The following is a 19,734-nucleotide window of genomic DNA, read 5'->3' as shown; positions in this document are numbered from 1 at the left end:
GACTTTGGCCTGCGTGTCATTTGAAGGGACCACGTCCATGCCTGCCGATACCAGCAAGCGAGGGCGCGATGTGTCGTCCGCCGTGGAGACATCTCGGCCCACAGCGCCACCTGCGATGGTCACGGAGCCAGTATCGGCGTCGCGACGCGCGTTGTTGGTCGGCGGTCTAGTGGCTGCCGGCGGAGCGGCCGTGGCCGCGAGCCGCGCGCAATCCCAGGCAACGCCCGACCCGATGGCGGGGCATGCGATGCCCGGCGGGGCGGTCGATCCGTATTCGGCCCATGACAGTGGCATGGCGCATGGCAACATGACGATGGTCGGCCAGGTCGACCACGCCCGGAACGGGTTCGACCCGACGGCCATGCTGACCGACTGGGAGACAGGCCAGACCGAAGTTCTGCCGGATGGGCGCACGTTACGAACGTTTGAGGTGGACGTCATCGACGTGGAGATCGAGATCGCTCCCGGCGTTTTCTTTCCCGCCTGGACGTTCAACGGCCGCGTTCCCGGCCCCGCCCTGCGCGCCAAAGAAGGCGAACGGCTACGGATCGTCTTTCGCAACCTCGGTTCACACCCGCATTCCATGCATTTTCACGGCATTCACTCGGCGCGGATGGACGGCGTTCAAGGCGCCGGGCTGATCGATCCGGGTGAGGAGTTCGTCTATGAGTTCGATGCCAAGCCCTTCGGCTGTCATCTCTATCACTGCCATGCCCTGCCGCTGAAACGGCACATGCATAAGGGCATGTACGGACTTTTCGTGGTCGACCCTGATCCGGCGCGCCACCCCGAATTTGCGGCAATCGCCGCGTCGCGCGTGCTGGGCAGCCCGGAAAACGCCGAATGGCAGGAACTGGCGATGGTGATGAACGGCTTTGACACCAATTTCGACGGCGAGAACGAGGTCTATGCCGTCAATACGGTCGGCCAAGCTTACATGAACGCGCCTATCCGGATCGACAAGTCGCGCCCGGTCCGTATCTACCTCATGAATGCGACCGAGTTCGACCCGATCAACTCGTTCCATCTGCACGGCAATTTCTTCGACTACTACGAGACCGGTTCGCAACTCACGCCAACCCTGCGCACGGTCGATGTGATCATGCAGTGTCAGGCGCAGCGCGGCATCCTCGAGTTCAGTTTCGCTGACCACGAGGATGGATTGTACATGTTCCATGCCCATCAGGCCGAGTTCACCGAACTAGGCTGGATGGGATTTTTTGACGTGCGGGAGGCCGGAGCATGACCGATCAGACCGAACAAAGCCGCCCGCCAATGACCCGCCTGCTTCTCGTTCTCGTGCCGCTGGCCGTCATGCTGGGGGCTTTCGTGTGGATTGCCTCGCTCGATCCGCTGCGCGGCTTCAACAATGGCGCGCCCCCGGTCGAGGCGTTGACGGTCGAACGGACGATCCTCGATGGGTCGGGGATTTCGCTCAGTGTGCGCGCCGGCGGATCGGAAGCAATGGTGGTCGCGCAGGTCGCAGTGGACGACGCCTACTGGACCTTCACGCAGGAGCCCGCGGGGCCGATTGCCCGCGGCGAAGCGGTCTGGTTACGAATTCCCTATCCGTGGGTTCTCGGCGAGGCCCATCACGTCAACCTGCTGACCAACACGGGCGCGACCTTCGGGCATGAGATCGGGGTCGCCGTCTCGACGCCAAGTCCCACCTGGGGTCAACTTCGACTTCAGGCGGTGATCGGGGCGATCGTCGGCTTGTTGCCGGTGGCGCTTGGCCTGATGTTCTATCCGGCCATGAAGGGCGTCGGGCGAAGCGGGATGAACTTTCTGCTGGCACTGACGGTTGGGTTGCTGGCCTTCTTGCTGATCGACACCCTATCCGAAGCAATGGAGCTGTCGGCAGAAGCGGCCGCAATATTCCAGGGCTCCGCCATGGTCTGGCTCGCGGCGCTGGCAAGCTTCCTTTTGCTGATGGCGATCGGGCGCTGGCGCGGCAACCCGGAGGGCATTGCGCTGGCGTTCTACATTGCCCTCGGGATAGGGCTGCACAACTTCGGTGAAGGGTTGGCGATCGGCGGTGCATTCGCCGCAGGATCGGCAGGGCTTGGCACTTTCCTCGTCCTAGGCTTTGCCTTGCACAATGTCACCGAGGGCATCGGCATCGCCGCCCCGATGCTTCGTGCCCGGCCAACGCTTTGGACGTTTGCCGCCCTGACCCTGCTCGCCGGTGGCCCGGCCATCCTCGGAATGTGGGCGGGCAGCCTTGCCTATGCGCCGCAATGGTCGGCATTGGCACTCGCCGTCGGAGCGGGTGCTATCCTGCAAGTCATGGTCGAGGTCAGCGCCTACCTTGTACGTCAAAACGCCGACAGGCAGGCGGCGCTGATGTCACCAGCCGTACTGGTCGGGTTTCTGGGCGGCATCGCCTTCATGTACGCGACGGCGGCATTGATCAAGATCTGAGCGGTGATCGGCTGTTTCGGCTTCATGGGGCGGTCGCCCAACTCTATAAACTGACCCCGTCTGTCCACGGGGAGATCGCAATTTTCGTGCCCCAGTTTGTGCGCCCAAGAGACTTATTCTTTCGTGATTTCGAAATAAAGAATTTGAGGCTAGAGCGACTAGAGGATCCCACAGATAGGTGAAAACACTGCAAATCCATCTGACTACTATTGCTGAGCCGCGCGTCGAAATAGACTGTCTCATATTTTCATTCTGTCACGATTCAGCGCCTCCGTTGAACTATCAACAGATGTTACGCACCAAAACGAGTGCTTCTGTAGAGGTGTTTCATGGCATCGCCCGCCACATGCGGAAACGCCCTTGTCCGGTCACCTCGCGGATCAGGTCGCGCGTTTCCATCCAAGCAAGGTTGCGCTGGACGGCGCCGCGGCTGGCACCGGTCAGGGTCTCGGCCATTGGGGCGGAGACGAGGGGCCATTCGGTCAGCACAGCGCGCAATGCAGGTGGTGTCCTGCCAGACAGCGGGGCCATCATGGCTTCCGCCCGCACAGACCATGCCTGGATATCGTCGAGGTGCCGCATCGCGGTCAGGCATGCTGTTTCCATTCCCTCGAGCCAACGCTCCAAGCGCTCAGCAGGTGGGCCACTGGCGCGCAGCCCCCCTGCCCCGCGCATAGCCAGAGGCGCAAAGATGGCCCCGCGATTCGAATTCGGGCCTTCGCTCGCGGCAATGCGTGCGGCGGTAACCGCTGCTTCCGTCCGGTCGCCCTGTTGCCTGAGGCCCGCAAGGTTCCAGAGGTGAAACCCCATGCAGGCGCGTGTGATCGAGTGCAGGTCGGCGGCTTGCGCCATCAGGTCAAGCCAACCGACCGCGCGATCCGCAAAGGGCTCGGCTTCATTGGCCATGTTTTCAGGGTCACGGCGATCGAGGAAAGCGGATAGGTCCACCTCTGGGCCGGGACCGCCTGTCAGACGCCGCACCGCCCATCCGACACGCGCGAGTGCTGCGGGGTCGTCCTGCACACCCGACAGGCGCATGGATATCCAGAGTGCCAGCCGATCCGGGCCAATTCGGTCGCCCACAAACCAGCTGAGGTCTGCCGCCTCCATCAGCGCGAGCCTATGCCGCCAGCCCTCCGGGCCACGGTGCAGACGGTCATCCAGCGCGCCAATCCGGCCCGCCACACGGGCGAGACGGGCGGCATTGCCTGCCTCTGCCTTCCGCCAGTCGTCGAGGACTGCGGTTTCACGCAGCTCTGCCCTCGGTCCGGGCGGCAGATAATCCGGCTCCACTTCCATCGGACCGGGCAGGAACCACTGTCGCATTTTCTTCACCATTTCAGCACATGATTATTACGTGATTTCTGGAAGATACCGCGATATTGCACATCATTTTTCAGCTTAAGGTTTCAATTTTGGTTCCGTATTTCAGCAAGTGGCCGCCCTGTTGGCGCACTGCCCAGCCGGTTTCGAAAGTTTCATATCGATGACGTCCGGCGGAGCGCATGCCTCGGATGAAACTTGGGCCAAGGCGACGCGGATCGCGCGCGAGTTGGACCGGATTCTTGACGGGGCGGCGCCCGTGCGTGAGGCCGTGATGCGCGCGGCATCCGAGCTGCGGCTTTCGACACGCCAAGTCTACAACTATCTGGCGCGGTATCGGGAAGAGCGCAGGGTATCGTCCCTGCTGCCGCGAACGAGTGGGACAAGGAAACCAAGGATCAGCCCCACGGTCGAGAGCATCATCGCGATGACCCTGCGGGAGATGTGGTTGCGCCCGGAGCAGCCGGATCTTGCGCCGATTGTTGAAGAGATCCGCGCCCGCTGCGCAGAGGAGGGGCACTCTCCGCCCGCCTATGTCACTGTCGCCCGGCGGATCACCATCCTGTTCGCCCCGGAAGAAATTGCCCGCCGCCGCCTGTCAGATAGTAAACACCTGAACCGGCTGAAGCCGCGACCCGGCTACATCCGGGCTAACCACGCGCTCGACGTTGTCCAGATCGATCACACGCCGGCAGACATCCAGTTTGTCGAGGTGATTGATGACCACGGCGTCTTCGTTGGTCGCCCCTATCTGACCATCGCTGCAGATGTGGCCACGAGCGCGATCATCGGCTTCTGCCTGACCCTCGAGCGGCCGTCACGACTGTCTGTCGCGCTTTGTCTGGCGCACGCGATGTGCTGCAAGACTGCCTGGCTGGCAGAACGCGGCATCGATCATGCCTGGCCAATGCATGGTCGCCCGAAGCAGATCGTCGTCGATTCCGCCAAGGAGTTCCAAAGCAGCACCTTCAGCAGAGGATGCGCGGACTATGGCATCGCCATACGCATGCGGAAAAAGGGCACCGTGCATCGGGGCGGAGTCGTCGAACGCCTGCTGGGGAAAGTGAACACGGCGCTGCGGGCTTTGCCGGGCAAGACGGGGCGTTCCATCGCGGATCGGGGCGACTATGCCTCGGAAGCGCGGGCACGGCTCAGCTTCGCGGATCTTGAACGCTGCATCGCGCTCGCGATCATCGACCACAACCTGAGTCAGAATGCGCGCAAGCTGACCGTTCCGGCGAAAGAGTGGGAAGATCGGTTCCAGCCGAAAGACCAGCCGATCGATGCACCTGTCGATGTGCTGCTGAATTTCCTGCCGCGCAAGACGCGGAAGATTTCACCTCAGGGCATCAGTCTCTTCGCCATCGACTATTTCGAGCCCTGGCTGGGCCCGCTGGTCGCGCGTCGTGACCGGCTGAACCCGCTCGATCTGTGCTATGATCCTCGCGACATCAGCCATGTCTACGTCAAGGATCCGGATACCCAGGCTTGGCGGCCGGTCAGGCGACGGGACGGACTGGCCGAGCCGATCACGCTCTGGCAGCACCAGGCGGATCGACAGCGGCGGCGCGAAATCCAGCGGCGCCCTGTGCAGGAGGCATCAGCCATCCGACGCGAAATCGCCGCAACTGTTGCCGCCGCCAAAACCCCCAAAAGCCGGTTGAAGGAGATGACCCGCGCCCGGCATGCCACCGAGGCAAAGAAGCCTTATGCCGACTTCGCTGCGCCTTCCGCCTCGGCCCAGGCAAAGCTCGACCCGGATCGTCCGCGGCGGGTCTTCCCTGTCGAGGATTGGTAAGGTGCCGGACCACCTCATGCCCGCCATAGTGCCACTCTTGCAGGCCGATGACGCAGTGCGGATCGCCCATGTGCGCGCGCCGCGCTGGATCAGCCATCCGGCGGCCGGCGCGGCGCATGACGCGATGCGACTGCTGCTTGAGCGACCGCCATCGCTGCGCCCACGCGGTTTGCTGCTTGCCGGTCCCTACCATAACGGCAAGACCATGATCGCCGAACGCTTCGCCGTCGAACATCTGCGTACCGCCGACCAGCAAAAGGTGTGGGTGATCCAGACCCGGGAAGGTGCGGGCCTGTCGCATTTCTACGCCAGCATCCTGTCCGGATTGCGCGCACCACAAGCCGCGGGCTGGCGCAGCCTGTCCCGCGCCGGCGATCAGGTCGATCATCTTCTCGAGCGCCTGAAGCCGCGCCTTTTGATCTTCGACGAGTTCCACAGCGCGTTGCGTGGGCGGCGCCAGGATGTGAAGGCCATCTTCTCGTTCTTGCGGCGGATCGCACGGGTGCATGACATCTCACCCGTCCTTGTCGGCGAGATCGCGATCTACGATGCGGTGCATGACACCGACGAAATGGGCTCACGTTTCGATACGATCCCCATTCCACGATGGGCGTATGACGAGGAGTTCGCGACGCTTCTCGACAGCCTGGAAGCCAGTCTGCCGCTCGCCGACACCTCCGATCTGTCGCGCGAACCCTTGGCGAAGATCATCCACGATCTGTCAGAGGGGCTGATCGGCGAGGTTGTCGAGATCGTCACCCGGGCCGCAGTTGCGGCCATCTCGCGCGGTGAGGACCGGATCACGGGCGCAACCCTGTCGGACCTTGGCTATGTGCCTCTCTCGAGGCGCCGCAATTCGGCTTTGCGTCACGAGATGACATGAGGCTCGGGTCGGCCGGGATCTCCGTCACACCTGCAGAGCGGTATGAAAGTGCGGCGGGAAACCGTTGGCCCATGAGCATTATGCCCGCACCAGGTGAACTTCTGTCGAGTTGGCTGCACCGCCTCGCTTACGCAAACGGCATACCTCCGCACTATTTTGGTGCGCTTCTCGAAGCGCCGGGTGAGAACTGGTCGGCGCGGCTTGATCGGGCATTGCCCGGTCGCATCCTGCAGCTTTTGGAAGAGCATACCCACATACCTCTGGAAGACATAACGGCTCTGACTAATGCTCCCGACCCTTTGGCCGTGCTGCGTTTGCCCCTGCGGGCATCGCCTCAGCAGAGTTGCGCACCAAAGACGCAGGCGACCTGGCTGCAATTCTGCCCGGCCTGTCTGGCGGAAGACGAAACGCCCTATTTTCGCCGAGACTGGCGCCTCGCGACACGCGTTTCTTGCTTTCGCCACGGCTGCCGACTTCGGGACAGGTGCCCATCCTGCGGACAAGGATTGGCTCCGTTCAGCCAGAAGCGTCTTGTGCCGCATCAGATCTGCGCCTGGTGCGGCGCGGCCCTCTGCAAACGCACCCGTCCTGCCACCAATGGGGTTCGGCGTCTTGAGCGTCTGATCGACGATCTGCTTCGTCTGCAGGCATCAGGGCATCGAATGGCAGAGGGGCGATCACTCCCGGACCTTCTTGGATCAGCCTGCTTTCAATTTAGTCGACGGCCAATGTCCATCGCGCGCCTCTCTCATCGGGATCGCTATCAGCTGTTTTGGCAATTGACGGACGGGCAATCGACGCCGTTCGGAACGCGAAGAAGTTCCGCGATCATTTATTGGAAACGCGTCGCTCAGGTTGCGCCAGCTTGGGGCGGACTGGTCACATCTTTCAGCGATGCCGTCCTGCCTCGGCCCAAAGCTGGGCCTTGCTCTAACACCGCTGGCCCGAATTTGGCGGATCTCGTTCAGGCGGCCGCGCGGCTCGATCAGCAGCGGCAAGCGCTGTAAAAATTCCCGGTGAGTTTCAGGCGCTCGCGGCCAGCCCGGCATCATTCAGCTGTTCAGGATCCGGCAGGTCCCGCAAGCTCTCCAACCCGAAGGCCGCGAGGAACGCGTCTGTGGTGACGAAGGTATAGGGGGCACCACGACGCGGCGCGCGCGGCCCAGTTCCAATCAGACCGTGTGCATGGAGCCGCCCGATCAGGTCCCGACCGATCTCCTTGCCGAAGATGTCCTTCAGCCCATCGCGCGTGATTGGCTGATGGTAGGCGATGGCCGCCAAAATCGCGACGTCGAACTCGTTCAGGTCCAGCAACTGGTCCCCGACATCCGCTGCGGAGCGGATCGCAGGCGCGTAAACAGACCGCGTCCGGAACATCCACCCCCCTGCGACCATGGCAATCTCGAACGCCCGCCCTTCTAGATCGGCGGCAAGATCCTCGATCAGCAGATCAACCGAGGTCGCCTGCCCCACTATGCGCGCCAGATCCTCGCGCGGTACAGGCGAGGCAGAGGCAAACAGTACCGCCTCGATCCGCCGCATCCATTCGCGCCAGCGCAGCTCCGGCGGCAGGTCGGACAACTCGCGGTCAAATTCAGGCTCGGAGCGATCCTTGGCCATCGTTACACCCCGTAGAGCCGGAAGGTGTCGCGGCCAGTCAGTTCGCGCACAGCGCCGAGATCGACCAGCCGGTCGCAGAGCCGCCGCGCCGCGCGGTCCGGCAAAGGCAAGACTGAGGGAGCGACCGCGTCCTGTTTCAGGAATATCTCGACGGCGTCGGCCGCCCCCTTGGCCCGAAGCTTTGGTGCGACCGCCTTCAGATGCGCCGCCCGGCGCGCGAGGTTGGTGGAGAGACGCACGGCCTCGGCCGCCGATGACACGAGCGCCCGATGACAGGCGAGCTTCAATTCGTCGCCTTGCTTGCGCAGGTCGGCACGTTTCAGGCCAGCCGCCAGCAGCGGCACGACATGATCCCAACCAAGCGCCTGGGCGAGTGCAGCATCCGCGAGGATCAGCGCAGCTTCGTCAGCACGTGGCGCCTCGCGCAGAACAGCTTCCAGCACCAGTGCTGCTCGTTTGACCGGCGCCCCCACCCCCGCATCGAGCCACGTCGCGATCTGGCCCGGCTCGAAGGCCGACAAGGCTCGGCCCAGAGCCTTGACCGCCACCGGCCGCTCCACCGCGCGCCGCCAGATCAGATAGGTTTCACCTGCCGGTCCGGGTAGATCGCCGGGACGCAGAAGGTGCGCTGCATCGCGCAGTTCCCCTGCCCGCTCCCGTCGGCCAGAAAACGCAACACAAGCCTCAGCTGCGCACAGCGCGAGCCGCTCCCGCAACAAGGCTTGGGGCAACTCCGCGCATCCCAGCACAACATGCAAGTGGTTCAACGCAGCGCCCGACAAAAACGCCACATCTTCAAGGGTTTCAACCCGTGCCGAGGTGACCCAGGCGGGCATCCGGGGTAGAGTGTCTGTGTCGATGGAGTGTTCCGGTCGGGCAAATGTCATGACTGAAGCCTAAACCATCGCGGCGCTTTTCTCCAGAAAATAGCACAGAAAACGCCTCACTCTATCTTTTGCCATAATGTCCGATAACCTTGCGTTATCGGACGTAAAAATGATATACTCAAAAACATGGGTAGTCTCACAAATAGCAGCACCAAAATCGAGGGTTCGGGCGGGTCAGAGACCGAGATTTCGGGCTCAGCACCCCATACCGCACCGAACAGTGACGAGCGCGACGAGAGAACCTCTCGGGACCGAGCCTCAATCGCTCTGCCCGCCCATGTGGCCGGCTCCGGCGCGCTCGACCGGCTGATCGATACCGCCCGCGACTACGCCGAGGCCTCGACGGCTGGGAACACGAACAAGGCCTACGCCGCCGACTGGAAACACTTCACCCGCTGGTGCCGACTGAAAGGCACAGAACCTCTGCCCCCCTCACCCGAGATGGTTGGACTTTATGTGGCTGATTTGGCTGCACCAGCCGGGAAGGCCCCTGCCCTTTCGGTCTCCACGATTGAGCGTCGTCTCTCGGGGCTTGCCTGGAACTACAGGCAGCGCGGGTTCACTCTTGATCGCAAGGACCGCCACATCGCCACGGTTCTGGCCGGGATCAAACGCAAGCATGCGCGCCCGCCGGTCCAGAAGGAAGCGATCCTGCCCGAGGACATCCAGGCCATGGTGGCCACCCTTCCCTATGATCTCCGCGGCCTCCGAGACCGGGCGATCCTGCTCTTGGGCTATGCAGGTGGCCTGCGCCGGTCGGAGGTGGTCTGCCTCGATGTGCATAAGGACGATACACCGGACTCCGGCGGCTGGGTCGAAGTCTTCGACGGCGGCGCCCTGCTCACCCTCAATGCCAAGACCGGATGGCGCGAGGTTGAGGTCGGGCGTGGCTCAAGCGGCCAGACCTGTCCCGTCCACGCGCTTGAGCAATGGCTACACTTTGCGAAGATCGACTTTGGGCCGGTCTTCGTGCGCATCTCGCGGGACGGCAAGCGTGCCCTCGAGTCCCGCCTTTCCGACAAGCACATAGCGCGACTGATCAAGGCAACCGTTATGAAGAGTGGCATCAGATCCGATTTGCCGGAAGCCAAACGGTTGGCAATGTTCTCGGGGCATTCCTTGCGTGCCGGGCTCGCCTCGTCGGCAGAGGTTGATGAGCGCTATGTTCAAAAGCAACTCGGACATGCGTCGGCCGAGATGACCCGGCGCTATCAGCGCAGGCGCGACAGGTTCCGGGTGAACCTGACCAAAGCCGCAGGGCTGTGAAGCTCAGGATTCTTGACCCATTGGTGAAGCGCTAAGGTGAAATTCCAGCGCTTCCGTTTAAACTTACTGCTTCAATTGAAATCGGGAACTAAACGCGACAGCGGTCTTTGTCGCACCTACTTGAGGTGATCGAAAGACTGGAGGGCAAGGGGGCGTTCTTCCGCTCGCTCCAGGACCCGATCGACACTGCCTCGCCCCAGGGCAAGTTCACGTTGCAGGTTCTGGGCGCTGCGGCTGAGTTCGAACGCGCTCTGATCCGCGAGCGTACCAAAGCCGGACTTGCCTCGGCACGCTCAAAGGGCCGCGTCGGCGGCAACCCAGGTCTTCGCGCCAAGGACCCTGAAGCGCTGCGCAAGGTGCGGCTGGCGCGACAGGACGGCTACATGGAGCGCTTGAACGAAACTGCGCAGGATTGGGTGCCCCATGTGCGCCGTTTGCGCCCCGATATGGCTTGGGAAGACGTCCTGCGGATCATCAATGGCCCCCTGCCCCATGATCGGCGCTGGACGCAAAGCCGCCTGCTCCGCGCCGTGAAGGCATACGTGGCGGACGGATTCCTGCCCGCTGAAGTGCTTGGACGCGCTGGACGTCGCGAAACCGACGATCGCCTGCCTGCGATTGTCGCCGCAATCAAAGGTGCTGACCCCGAGATCACCTTGCAGGCAATCTGCGACCGACTGGAATCCATGCGTGAGCGCACCCCTCGCGGTCGCACCAGCTGGCAGCCTTCCTCGGTCAGAATGCTGCTGGAGCGTGCTGAAAAGCTGGGGCTCCTCTGAGGATCACACTTGTGTTGGCCTAACCGATTGCCACTAAATCTAGAAAGTGCTTGCACGAATCTGGTTGGTCGGGCAATAGTCTCGAAAAATAACGCGCGGTCACATAAAAAACGCGCCCACGGATCGGGGCAGACATGAGCGAAGCAGAACAGGATCTAGACATCGCCATCGGGCACTACGCGGAACTTCTCGCGTCGAACCTGCATGCTCAGCGCGCCGCACACTTCCCTCCGGATGCAAAGAAGGTGATGCGCACTTTGACCAGCGGCGAAGCTGCCGAGCTCCTTGGCGTCGACCATACCTATCTTCGGAAGCTTCATCGAGAAGGAAAGATCGTTGACGTCGAGACGACGGCTGGAAGTCATCGTCGCTATACTCTCGACGATATCTGGGAAATCCGGCAGACGCTTGAAGGAAACGCAAAAAAGTCTGGAACTTACGTGCCTGGGCGTCGCGACGGTGACGAGCTTCAAGTTATTTCAGTGGTGAACTTCAAGGGCGGGTCCGGCAAAACGACGACGTCTGCTCACCTCTCTCAGCGCTTGGCGCTCAAGGGGTACAGGGTTCTTGCGATCGATCTCGACCCCCAAGCATCTCTTTCGGCTCTTCACGGAATCCAGCCAGAACTCGACCTTATGGAGGGCGGAACCCTCTATGATGCCGTTCGCTATGACGATCCGGTTCCGATCGCCGAAGTGATCCGCAAGACCTACATCCGCGGCCTTGATCTTATCCCGGGCAACCTTGAACTCATGGAGTTCGAGCACGAGACGCCTGCTGCTATCCAGCGAGGCGGAGCGAAAGCGTTCTTCGCGAGAGTTCATGACGCACTCGATAGTGTTGAAGCGAACTACGACGTTGTTGTGATCGACTGCCCGCCGCAGCTTGGTTTCTTGACGATGTCAGCACTTTCCGCGTCCTCGGGTGTCCTCGTGACGGTTCACCCGCAGATGCTTGACCTCATGTCGATGTCCCAATTCCTGCGAATGACCGCGGATCTCCTGGGAGTGATCAGGGATGCAGGCGCAAATCTGCGCTTCGATTGGCTGCGCTTTTTGCCAACGCGATACAAAGTCGGCGACGCGCCACAAACCGAAGTCATCGCTTTCATTCGCGGACTGTTCGGGAGGTCGGTCCTGACCAATCACATGGTTGAATCGACCGCAATTTCTGATGCCGGCTTGACCAAGCAAACGCTCTACGAAGCTGACAAGAAGGACTTCACGCGTCAGACGTTTGATCGTGCGATCGAATCCATGAACGCAGTGAACGATGAGATCGCTGAAATCATCCAGAACACATGGGGGCGGAATGGCAAGAAAGCCTAAACTTGGCCTGCCGCTGCAGACCCTTCGCAACGCTCCTGACGCTCTTGAAGGGCGCCGACTGCGTGGCGGTGTATTTGAGATCGATCCGGCGCAGATTATTACCGAAGGACGATTGGATGACAGGCTTCAGATTGAAGTTGAGGGCCTGAAGAATTCAATCTCCAAGAACGGTCAGCGTGTGCCTGTCTTGGTCCGCCCACTGGAAGGCGATCGCTACAACCTGATCTATGGCCGCAGACGCCTGGAAGCATGTCGCGAACTCGGTATCAAAGTTCGAGCCATCGTCACGGAAGTTGATGGTGATCAAGCGCTTCGAGATCAGCTTCTCGAGAACCAAGAGCGTCGTGATCTGAGCTTTATTGAACGGGCGCTTGTTGCGACGGCGCTTCTGGACGGTGACCATTTGGAAGGGGCTGAGCGCACCAATCGAGGTGTCGCCGAAGTCCTTAACCTCCACGAAGCCGGGGTTTCACAACTCTTGAGTGTCGTTCGGACGGTCGGCGAGGAACTCATCCAGGCAATTGGTGCGGCTCCCGGGATTGGTCGCCCGAGATGGGAAGAGCTCAAAAAGGCCTTGGGTACCTACGACGGTGATCGAGACCAACTGCAAGCGGTAGCTCATGCAGCCAAGTCCGAAAGTTCCGGCTCGGTCGATGAGGTTTCTGAGCGTGCGTTTCTCGCAGTTCTGGCAGCTGCGAAGAGCCCAGAGAAGAAAGCAAACCCGTCTAGAAAGGGCGTGCCTGCTTTGGCGATCCCCGGTGTCGGAGCTGCGACGGTTAAGACCGGCCGCCAAGGCAAGCAGCTTAAACTCGATCTGACTACGGATGAACCTGATTTTATCAGCTGGTTGGAGGGCAATGCCCCAAAGCTGATTACCGAGCTTCATGAGCGCTGGAAGCGTTCAGGAGACTGAGGAAGAGCAACCAACAAGAAGGAGGCACGATACAGGCAAAAAGAAAAAGGCCCCGAGAAGCTAGCTTCACGAGACCTTTGTAAGGTTTCGCACCGGGATCAGCCCGCTACAAAATCTCAGTTTTCGCACCTCTGAATGTAGCGTTCTGGCCCCTACCCCGCAAGCGCAAAGCGATTCGCGGGCCGTAGAAATTTTGCCTTCGTGAACGTTTTCATGGAGTACACACCGATTTCGCCGTTTATGCGGCCGATCTCGCACGCCCATCTGCGCGTGATCGAGCGACCCGAGGCATCTGTTCCGGGCAGACCCGTCAACAAGTGGGAACTCCTGCGCGAGCTCTCCAAGGCGCAAGCGGCCTTTGGCGTGTCAGAACGTGATCTAACTGTTTTGCAGGGGCTCCTCAGCTTCTTTCCAGACGATGCACTTGGCGGGAACGCCGAGATGGTAGTCTTCCCCTCGAACAAGGCGATCTGTGACCGCCTGAATGGTATGCCCTGCTCCACTATGCGTCGTCACCTCGCGCGTCTTGTCGAGGCTGGTTTGCTCCAGCGGCGTGATAGCCCCAATGGAAAGCGCTATGTCCGCAACCACGGCGAAGAGCGCGTCGCCTTTGGCTTCGATCTTTCCCCGCTCTACTGCCAGTCCGAGGAGATAGCGCGGGCCGCAGAGGCCGTACGTGAGGCTGAGGAGCGCGTCAGGCGTCTGAGAGAGGTTGTAAGCCTCATGCGGCGTGATCTCGCGGCCCTCGCGGAGTTCGGAGACGAGATGCAGCCAGGCCTAGGCATCTGGGACCAGCTTCGTGACAAGGCTATCCTCACAGCGCGCGCGCTTCGCCGCAAGCTTTCAATTGAGGACCTCGCGGCCTATCGAGCCGATCTTGAAGCTCTCCTCGATCAGGCACGCAACATCATTGATGGCTCTGAAACAGAAGAAATGAACACCAATGATGCTCGATCTGAGCGTCACCATCATAATTCAAATAAAGAATCTATAGATCTTGAACCTGCTTTAGAAAAAAGCGGGGCGGCGACCGGCGTGCCAGATGTGGACAGGGATGAGCCCGTGGCTGACGTCGATGAACAGGACACAAGACACCTGCCAAAGATCCCGCTGCACCTGGTGATCGCGGCATGTCCCTCGCTCAAGACCTTCTACCAAGGCGAAATCCGGCATTGGCACCAGCTTTTCGATGCGGCATGCCATGTGCGACCAGCCATGGGGATCAGTGCATCTGCATGGGAAGAAGCGCAGCGGTTCATGGGTCCGGAGCAAGCGTCGATCGTCGTTTCTGCCATGCTGGAACGCTTTGAGGACATCAGATCGCCTGGTGGATACTTGCGAGCTCTGACTGCCAAAGCTGTGGCCGGTGAGTTTTCCTGTGGGCCGATGGTCATGGCATTGATTGGACGACGAACTGCAGCTTAACAGCTGTTAAGGTTGAGAGACTGCGTACTGTTCCGCCACCTCGGGATTGACGACTTAACAGCTGTTAAGGTCCTACCTCGGGAGTGTCAGAACAGGAGAGGGAAAGGTTTGTTGGTTGGAGGGGTGACGGGAAGTGAGATCGGAAGAGTGGCTTCCGGCGCCCGTCGTGGAGAAGATCTGATGGCGAAATCTGCCCAGAAAGTCACCCTGTCCCCGTCCCGGGACATTCCCTTCGACAAGCTCGTGCTGAGCCAGTCCAACGTTCGGCGCATCAAGGCCGGCATCTCCATCGAGGAGCTGGCCGAAGACATCGCCCGCCGCGGGTTGCTGCAGAGCCTGAGCGTCCGGCCCGTTCTGGCGGAAGATGGTTCCGAGACCGGTAAGTTCGAAATCCCCGCTGGCGGTCGGCGCTTCCAAGCCCTGTCACTCCTGGTGAAGCAGAAACGTCTGGCCAAGGCGACGCCCATTCCCTGCATCGTGCGGGATGCCAATTCCACGATTCTTGCCGAAGACGACTCTCTGGCTGAGAACATGCAGCGCGCCGCCCTGCATCCGCTCGATCAGTTCCGCGCCTTCGTGGCGCTGCGCGAGAAGGGTCAGGGCGATGAAGAGATCGCAGCTGCCTTCTTCGTCACCCCACAGGTGGTCAAGCAGCGCCTGAAGCTCGCCGCCGTGGCCCCTGCCCTACTCGAGATCTATGCCGAGGACGAGATGACGCTGGAGCAGTTGATGGCCTTCACGGTCAATCCGGATCATGAGCGCCAGGTTCAAGTCTGGGAGGCGATCCGGTCGTCCTGGAACAAGGAGCCCTATCAGATCCGGCGCATGCTGACCGAAACCTCTGTGCGCGCCTCTGACCGTCGTGCCGTTTTCGTCGGCGTCGAGGCCTATGAGTCTGCTGGCGGAACCATGTTGCATGACCTCTTCCAGGGAGATGACGGCGGCTGGATGGAAAACCCTGCCCTGCTCGATCGTCTGGTCAGCGAGAAGCTTCAAGCTGAAGCCGAAGCGATCGCGACCGAAGGTTGGAATTGGATCGAGGTCTCGCTCGACCTGCCCTATGGCTACAGTCATGGCTTGCGGCGGCTGAGCGGTGACCCGGCGCCGATGACGGATGACGAAGGCGCGGCCCATGCCAAGCTGCTTGCCGAGTACCGGGCGATCGAGGAGGAATACGAGGGCCAGGATGAATTCCCCGAAGAGATCGACGCGCGTCTTGGCGAATTGGAAGTCGCGATGGAGAAGCTCGAGGTTCGGCCGCTGATCTTCGACGCGGAGGAGATCGCACGGGCAGGGGCATTCGTGACGCTTGACCGCTATGGCGAGCTTGCCGTTTATCGGGGCTTCGTGCGGCCCGAGGATGAGCCACGGGCAGACGTCGACGTCCACAGCGGTGAACAGGCGGCAGACAGGCAGGGCGCTGAGCTTTCAGCTCCGAGCAGCGCGGACGGTGTCGGCCATGGTACGGTGATCACCTCTGCCGGTCAGGCGCTTGCCTCCAACGTGCCCGACGACGAGGACGATGGTGCCTTGAAGCCCTTGCCCGAACGGCTGGTCATGGAGCTGACGACGCACCGCACCCTGGCCCTGCGGGAAGCTGTCGGGCGTTCTCCTGATGTCGCCCTGACGCTGCTGCTCCTGAAGCTCGTCAACGACACCTTCCGGACGTCCAGTTCGGCCGGCAGCTGCCTGGAGGCTTCGGTCCGTCACGTCTACATGTCCGCGCAGGCGAGCGATCTGAAGGACAGCGTGGTGGCCAAGCTGGTGGATGATCGCCACGCCGAGTGGGAGGCCGACTTGCCGCTCGGCGACGATGCCGTTCTTTGGGACTATCTGGCTTCCCTCGATCAGGCGAGCCGGCTGTCCCTGCTCGCGCATTGCCTCAGCTTCGGGATCAACGCGCTCCACGAGAAGGTGAACCCCTATGGTGCTGGTATCTCGGCCAGCGGTTTGACCAAGCGGATGACCCAGGCTGACGTGGTCGCACAGGCGGTCGAACTCGACATGGTCGAGGCGGGTTGGCAGCCGACCGCCGATACCTACCTGAACCGCGTGCCCAAGGCACGGATCCTCGAGGCCGTGCGCGAGGCGAAAGGGGAGGGGACGGCGCAACTCCTCGATCACCTGAAGAAGGGCGAGATGGCGACCGAAGCCGAGCGTCTGCTGAAAGGCAGCGGCTGGTTGCCGGAGGTTCTTCGCCGTCACGATCTGGCAGCACTCGACGACGCGGAAGGGCAGGGGGCGCCTGAGCCCGTTTCCGACGCCGGCCAGGCCGAAGATGTCGACCTTCCCGCCTTCCTCACCGCTGACCTGCCGGGCGATGATGCGTCGATGATGGCTGCGGAGTGATCCGCGCCATCCGAGGGCGGGGAGACCCGCCCTCAATCACATAAAAATCAACAATATCAATATGATGAATGCAATTTTGTGCATTCAGAATGAGGAATCATGTCTGCAACGACCATTCTCGACACCGCGCCGCTAGGGGCGCTCATTCGCTACACCGATAGCAGTCCCAAACCTCCGTCGCGGTTCACGAAAAAGCTCGCGGCCTGGGAACGCTCGAACGGCGTCGGCCGTCTCGTCAAGAAGGAGCCGCCGCGACCCTATCCAACCTGGACGGCGCCGGCGTCGTTCACGCTGCACGAGGGGAACTTCTCCTCGGACGGGGTCATTCTCGTCACCATCATGCGAACGCATTCGGCTGACAGTGCGTTGACCTTCGAGGTCGCTGAGGAACCACAGCCCGGGCAGGTGCGCGTCCTGGTGGATTTTGGCGGCTGCACGGAGTTGCTCCACCTGGCCGAGTCTGTCACGGCGGCAGAGCTCTGGATCGCCAGAGAAGGCTATCGCAACGCGCGGCTCGAGATCGTCGGCAGCGAGGACGGCGATAGGGCAGGGGGCTCGGAGCTTGCCGCCTGAGCCCATGTAGAACCCAAGGGGCCCGCCAAAGCGCGGGCCTCTCACCCATCACGACCCTGTCCCGCGAGATCGCGGGGCACCATAGGATCCAATCCAACACGGAAGGAGGTCTTCTACCAAATGTCTGCCCGAGAGGCTGGCAGCGATAGCATCAGCGGGACATCCGGCTCCAGTCAGCGGTCGCACCATCCCCCGCTCGCCATTCCCTTCCTTGCCCCGAATCCTGTCTTCGAGATCAACCCGCGAGGGGTCGGATTACGGGCGAACCCGTGCCGCCGGGTGGATTCGGACGAGCCGAACGCACCCGGTGATGTCAGCCAGTCTTCGGGCCTGCGGGGTCCTGTCGCGCGGGGGATGGTCCTCCGCCTCCAAGACAGGAGCCAAACAGATGTCCCGCAAAGATGCACACGCCTTCGCCGCCTCCCTCGCCGCCACGCTCATGGTCTCGATCGTCGTCTTCCAGGCAGGTGATGGAACCTATGGCGCCGTCCCCGCCGATGAAATCGACGGAGACGAAGTCGTGATCGTCTCGGAATACGATCCCTTCGGGTGAGGCTTCGGCCTCATTTCCCGAGGGCGCGGCGCAGGAGCGCCTCCGGGCCTATCGACGGCCGAGTGAACGGCGAGGCCGTTGCAAGGATCTTTGGGTTGCGACTCGGTCAATCATGGAACGCTCGAGTTGGGCCGAAAATCTACTTATCCCGTATGGTCAGATTTTCGGAACCGTCTCTCTCCTCGCCGCTATTCGCCGTCTAAGCCCCGGAAAAACACTCATCAAGCGCCCTCGACGCTAGCTCCGCAAGCCTCTGGAAGCCCGTCCGCTGAGCTACTCCCCGTCGCTTGGACAGGATCTGGCGTAAATTAAGCTACTCGTTGCACCTGCTGATCGGGTTGGTTGATATCATTTCTCTGCCAGTAGACCAGCGCCGGAGGCTGGCCGCCCAGGGCTGAATGCGGGCGCTGGTGGTTGTAGAAGGTCATCCATTTCCGGATGGCCGCCTTCGTCTCTGATCCTGTCTCCCAGGCATGCAAGTAAACGCACTCGTATTTCAGGGTGCGCCACAGCCTCTCGATGAAGATGTTGTCGAGGAAACGGCCCTTCCCATCCATCGATATCCGCACCGCTGATCGGCGCAGCCGGTCCGTCCAGGCGAAGGATGTGAACTGGGATCCCTGATCCGTATTCATTATCTCGGGCGGGCCGAACTTGTGGATGGCCTCGTTCAGCGCCTCGACACAGAAGTCGGCCTCCAGCGTGTTCGAGATCCGCCAGGACAGGATCTTGCGGGTGTGCCAGTCCATGATCGCCACGAGGTATAGGAACCCGCGCCGCATGGGCAGGTAGGTGATATCCGAGCACCAGACCTGGTTCGGGCGTTCCACCCGCAGACCTCTGAGCAGGTAGGGATAGGTCTTGTGGCCCTTCGTCGGCCTGCTCGTGTTGGGTTTCTGGTAAATCGGCATTAGCCCCATCAGGCGCATCAGTCGCCGGATGCGCTTCTCGTTCACAAGGTGTCCGTCGTTGCGCAGATGCCAGGTCATCTGCCGAACGCCGAAGAACGGGGTCTCTAGGAACTGCTCGTCGATCTGCCGCATCAGGCCGAGGTTCTGATCAGACTCGCCCTTGGGGGTGTAGTAGAAAGACGAACGCGCGATCGACAGCAACTTGCACTGCTGGCCGATCGACAGATCCGGGTGGTCAGGCTCGATCATGCCGCGCCTCACTTCCCGCCCCAGGGCTTCAGCTTTCGTTCCAAAAAAGAGTTGGCCACCGCCAGCTCCCCGATCTTGGCGTGGAGTTCCTTCACCTGCTCCTCGTCAATCTCGGGCTTCTTGCGTCCCCCACGTTCGAACACACCGGAGGCGCCTTCGAGCAGGGCTCGCTTCCATTGATGGATCATCGTCGGATGCACCCCGAACCGGCTTGCCAGCTCGGCGGCCGTCTCCTCGCCTTTCAGGGCTTCCAGCGCGACCTTCGCCTTGAACTCAGGCGCGTGCTGCTTGCGTTTCGACATCTCTGATCTCCTTCTCGTCGAAGATCAGCAGTAACCGACCGATTGGGGCCGCCTGCCTGAGGCTGGGGTTCCGAGGTAAGACACGTGCATAACGACGTCGTTATGCACGTGTCTTATTCGGAGGAGCCATGCTGGGCGAGGTTCTGGGTGT

Annotated in this window: 16 protein-coding genes and 1 pseudogene; 13 read left to right on the top strand and 4 right to left on the bottom strand. The window is 61.5% G+C overall.

Annotation, left to right across the window (positions count from 1 at the left end; genetic code table 11):
• Positions 1–37 precede the first annotated feature (37 nt).
• Together ACRARE_RS21950 and ACRARE_RS21945 are read left to right on the top strand one after the other, a co-directional pair.
• Positions 38–1,246 carry a multicopper oxidase domain-containing protein gene (locus ACRARE_RS21950; RefSeq protein WP_432658502.1) on the top strand — a complete coding sequence of 403 codons (1,209 nt, stop codon included), beginning with the start codon at positions 38–40 and terminating at the stop codon, positions 1,244–1,246.
• A complete protein-coding gene (locus tag ACRARE_RS21945; RefSeq protein WP_009573578.1) occupies positions 1,243–2,424 on the top strand; it encodes a ZIP family metal transporter in 1,182 nt (393 codons plus the stop codon). Before ACRARE_RS21950 ends, ACRARE_RS21945 begins: the two co-directional genes overlap by 4 nt.
• Positions 2,425–2,751: 327 nt before the next feature.
• On the opposite strand, the gene ACRARE_RS21940 is transcribed toward ACRARE_RS21945, so the two are convergent.
• Positions 2,752–3,762 (bottom strand): hypothetical protein, encoded by a 1,011-nt coding sequence (locus tag ACRARE_RS21940; protein WP_432658501.1) that lies wholly within the window; start codon positions 3,760–3,762, stop codon positions 2,752–2,754.
• A gap of 148 nt (positions 3,763–3,910) precedes the next feature.
• On the opposite strand from ACRARE_RS21940, the gene ACRARE_RS21935 reads away from it, so the two are divergent.
• From ACRARE_RS21935 to ACRARE_RS21925, 3 genes are all read left to right on the top strand, one after another.
• The gene (locus tag ACRARE_RS21935; RefSeq protein WP_432658500.1) at positions 3,911–5,545 is read left to right on the top strand and encodes a TnsB C-terminal domain-containing protein; all 1,635 of its coding nucleotides are present in this window, start codon (positions 3,911–3,913) and stop codon (positions 5,543–5,545) included.
• Between the two features lies 1 nt (position 5,546).
• Complete coding sequence (locus ACRARE_RS21930; protein WP_432658499.1) at positions 5,547–6,428, top strand: TniB family NTP-binding protein; 882 nt, start codon at positions 5,547–5,549, stop codon at positions 6,426–6,428.
• Positions 6,429–6,499: 71 nt separating this feature from the next.
• Positions 6,500–7,435, top strand: coding sequence for a TniQ family protein (locus tag ACRARE_RS21925; RefSeq protein WP_386176705.1), 936 nt, complete (start codon positions 6,500–6,502; stop codon positions 7,433–7,435).
• Positions 7,436–7,451: 16 nt separating this feature from the next.
• On the opposite strand, the gene scpB is transcribed toward ACRARE_RS21925, so the two are convergent.
• A complete protein-coding gene (gene scpB / locus ACRARE_RS21920) occupies positions 7,452–8,048 on the bottom strand; it encodes an SMC-Scp complex subunit ScpB (protein WP_036562694.1) in 597 nt (198 codons plus the stop codon).
• A gap of 2 nt (positions 8,049–8,050) precedes the next feature.
• Positions 8,051–8,935, bottom strand: a complete 885-nt coding sequence (locus ACRARE_RS21915; RefSeq protein ID WP_432658498.1) for a DUF1403 family protein — start codon at positions 8,933–8,935, stop codon at positions 8,051–8,053.
• Positions 8,936–9,061: 126 nt separating this feature from the next.
• On the opposite strand from ACRARE_RS21915, the gene ACRARE_RS21910 reads away from it, so the two are divergent.
• From ACRARE_RS21910 to ACRARE_RS21875, 8 genes and pseudogenes are all read left to right on the top strand, one after another.
• Positions 9,062–10,201, top strand: a complete 1,140-nt coding sequence (locus ACRARE_RS21910; protein ID WP_432658497.1) for a tyrosine-type recombinase/integrase — start codon at positions 9,062–9,064, stop codon at positions 10,199–10,201.
• A gap of 101 nt (positions 10,202–10,302) precedes the next feature.
• A pseudogene (locus tag ACRARE_RS21905) lies at positions 10,303–10,980 on the top strand (recombinase family protein); the annotation flags it as partial.
• 134 nt (positions 10,981–11,114) lie between these two features.
• The gene (gene repA / locus ACRARE_RS21900; RefSeq protein WP_432658496.1) at positions 11,115–12,308 is read left to right on the top strand and encodes a plasmid partitioning protein RepA; all 1,194 of its coding nucleotides are present in this window, start codon (positions 11,115–11,117) and stop codon (positions 12,306–12,308) included.
• On the top strand, positions 12,292–13,221 hold the full coding sequence (repB, locus tag ACRARE_RS21895) for a plasmid partitioning protein RepB (RefSeq protein ID WP_207020836.1): 930 nt from the start codon (positions 12,292–12,294) through the stop codon (positions 13,219–13,221). Before repA ends, repB begins: the two co-directional genes overlap by 17 nt.
• 213 nt (positions 13,222–13,434) lie before the next feature.
• Positions 13,435–14,646 (top strand): plasmid replication protein RepC, encoded by a 1,212-nt coding sequence (repC, locus tag ACRARE_RS21890; RefSeq protein WP_432658504.1) that lies wholly within the window; start codon positions 13,435–13,437, stop codon positions 14,644–14,646.
• 180 nt (positions 14,647–14,826) lie between these two features.
• Positions 14,827–16,995: a ParB/RepB/Spo0J family partition protein gene (locus ACRARE_RS21885; RefSeq protein ID WP_432658495.1), complete on the top strand. Its 2,169-nt coding sequence runs from the start codon at positions 14,827–14,829 to the stop codon at positions 16,993–16,995.
• Between the two features lie 99 nt (positions 16,996–17,094).
• On the top strand, positions 17,095–17,568 hold the full coding sequence (locus tag ACRARE_RS21880) for a UCP036055 family protein (RefSeq protein ID WP_432658494.1): 474 nt from the start codon (positions 17,095–17,097) through the stop codon (positions 17,566–17,568).
• A gap of 388 nt (positions 17,569–17,956) precedes the next feature.
• Positions 17,957–18,121 (top strand): hypothetical protein, encoded by a 165-nt coding sequence (locus ACRARE_RS21875; protein ID WP_009574204.1) that lies wholly within the window; start codon positions 17,957–17,959, stop codon positions 18,119–18,121.
• A 308-nt stretch (positions 18,122–18,429) separates the two neighbouring features.
• Here the strand turns inward: ACRARE_RS21875 and ACRARE_RS21870 are convergent.
• Positions 18,430–19,583 (bottom strand): IS3 family transposase gene (locus tag ACRARE_RS21870; protein WP_432658493.1). Its coding sequence is split into 2 segments (ribosomal slippage): positions 18,430–19,331 and positions 19,331–19,583, totalling 1,155 coding nucleotides; the frame shifts between segments, so codons are not numbered across the junction.
• Positions 19,584–19,734 lie beyond the last annotated feature (151 nt).

Source organism: Pseudooceanicola aquaeponti, from assembly GCF_050897975.1.
In the GTDB taxonomy this organism is placed as follows: domain Bacteria; phylum Pseudomonadota; class Alphaproteobacteria; order Rhodobacterales; family Rhodobacteraceae; genus Pseudooceanicola.
This window is presented reverse-complemented; position numbering and strand designations above follow the sequence as displayed.